Origin of the sequence: Intestinibacter sp. (assembly GCF_022780145.1) — a bacterium.
Taxonomy (GTDB): Bacteria; Bacillota; Clostridia; order Peptostreptococcales; family Peptostreptococcaceae; genus Intestinibacter.
Genome location: NZ_JALEXO010000088.1, coordinates 1 through 2,171 on the forward strand (window position 1 = coordinate 1; position 2,171 = coordinate 2,171).

Annotated in this window: 2 protein-coding genes; both read left to right on the forward strand. The window is 32.8% G+C overall.

The features are described 5' to 3' along the window. Nucleotides 1-953, forward strand: a 953-nt coding sequence (locus tag MR593_RS03195; RefSeq protein ID WP_290686859.1) for an InlB B-repeat-containing protein, incomplete at its 5' end; no start/stop codon positions are given. Nucleotides 954-972: 19 nt separating this feature from the next. Beyond that, a partial coding sequence (locus tag MR593_RS03200; RefSeq protein WP_290686860.1) for an InlB B-repeat-containing protein occupies nt 973-2,171 on the forward strand: 1,199 nt, incomplete at its 3' end.

Consider the following 2,171-nt stretch of genomic DNA (forward strand, 5'->3'; position numbering starts at 1 on the left):
ATGTAATAAATAATTTACATGCATTTAAAGAGGTTAGCTTAAATGAAGACGGTTCTTTGAAATGGGTATACGATGTAAAAGATGAAACTGGAAATGGTATAGAGCCTGTTGCTATCGATCCGAGTGATAACATGGGAATCAGCGGATATAACCTATTTTATACATCAAATAACGCAGTAGTTAGTTACGAAAACTTACTTGTAAATAGACCTGAAAAAGATACTCAAGTTACAATAAAATCAGTTCTTTCAAGTAAAAAATTCGCAAAATACGCTGAAATGTATCCAAACAACGAAGATTTACAAAAACTATATCGTCAAGAAGTAGAAACTACTATTACAGTAAAAGGTACGAAACAAACTGTAAACGTAACTTTCGATAATGACGGCGAAAAAACAGTTAAGGAGGCTAATATAGGTGAAGCTCTAGATTATACACCAGAAGCTCCAACTAAAGAAGGATATATTTTTGTAGGTTGGTTTAAAGATACTGACGATACAACTACTGAATATCAATCAGGTACTACATATGATCAAGACGTAACATATAAAGCTAAATGGGCTCACGTTCAAATGCTTGGAGCACAAGTTAAGAAGGTAGTAGACGATAAGAGCGGTATAAGATTTGGTACTAAGATTTACAACGATGGAGATGAAATAGTAGAAAAAGGAACTTTAATACTTCCTGCAAATTTATTAGCAGATGGTGAAGCTCTAACAGTAGATAACAAATTAGCTGCTAGATCTATAGGTAAAATAAATTACGAAGAAAATGAAAAACAAAACTATGTAACTTATCTAGGTACACTAGTAGGTATACCAAGAGCTCAATTTGATAGACAAATTACAGCAAGTGCTTACGTAATTTACAAGGATAAAGCTGGCAATGAATATACAGTTTATGCACCATACCAAAATGGTTCAACAAGTGTAAATGCGCTATCAGCTGAATAAATATAGGAAGGTAAAAATTATGAAAAAAATAGCTAAATTGCTACTTTGCAGCGCTCTAAGCTTTTCGATGACACTGACATCGGTAGTATTTGCAAGTGCAGAAGAAACACTGGGATTAGATGTAGAAAAACACACTAAGGAAGAAATCTCTAATTATGTTCAACAAAAGAATATAAATTTAGATTTCGATACTCAATATTCAGAACAACCAAGTACAACACAACCATATGAACCAGGAAAATTAACTGACGAAACATTGAATTCAGCCTTAGACACATTAAATCTAATGAGATATATAGCAGGGATTTCTGATGTCGAGCTTAGTGATACCTACAATCAATTTTCACAAGCAGGTTCATTAATATCAGCTATAAATGGAAAAATTTCATATTATCCAGCGCAACCAGAGGGTATGAGCGATGAATTATACAATAAAGGTTATGGGGGCTGTAATAGTGGAAGTATATCTTGTTCTGATTATTCCAATTTAAACAGAACTATTGTAGATGAATGGATGGCTGATAGTAGCAATATAAAAACAGTAGAAAATAGAAGATGGATATTAAATCCTAATATGAAAGCTACTGGATTTGGTCAAGTTGGAATTTACAAAACTATGTATATTAATGATAGTATGTATGATAATGATGAGAATCTGTTGAGCACTGCTAAGGTAGCATGGCCAGCTCAAGTGACTCCTATAGAATATTTTGATGAAGAATCTCCATGGTCTTTAACTATAGGTAGCTATATATCTGATTCATCAGATGTAACAGTAAAGGTTACATGTAAAAATACGAATGAAGAATGGAATTTAACTCCTGGCAAATCATCTAAAGGATATCTTTATGTAGATAATAATATCTATGGAGAACAAGGTTGTATAATATTTAGACCTTCAGGATTTTCTTGTGAAGATGGTAGTGTGTATAATGTTACAGCTACAGGAGAATTCGGTACTGTATCATATGATGTAGAATTCTTTAAACTTACATCTGATTCTCAAAAACTTGTTACATTTGATGCAGACAACGGTACTGAGAATGTAGTTAAATCAGTAGATGTAGATGAGCAATTAAACTATACACCAGAAGCTCCTAAAAAAGAAGGATATACATTTGTAGGTTGGTATAAGGATACCGATGATACAACTACAGAATACAAATCAGGGGATACATATACAGAGGATGTAACTTATACAGCTAAATGGGCTCATGT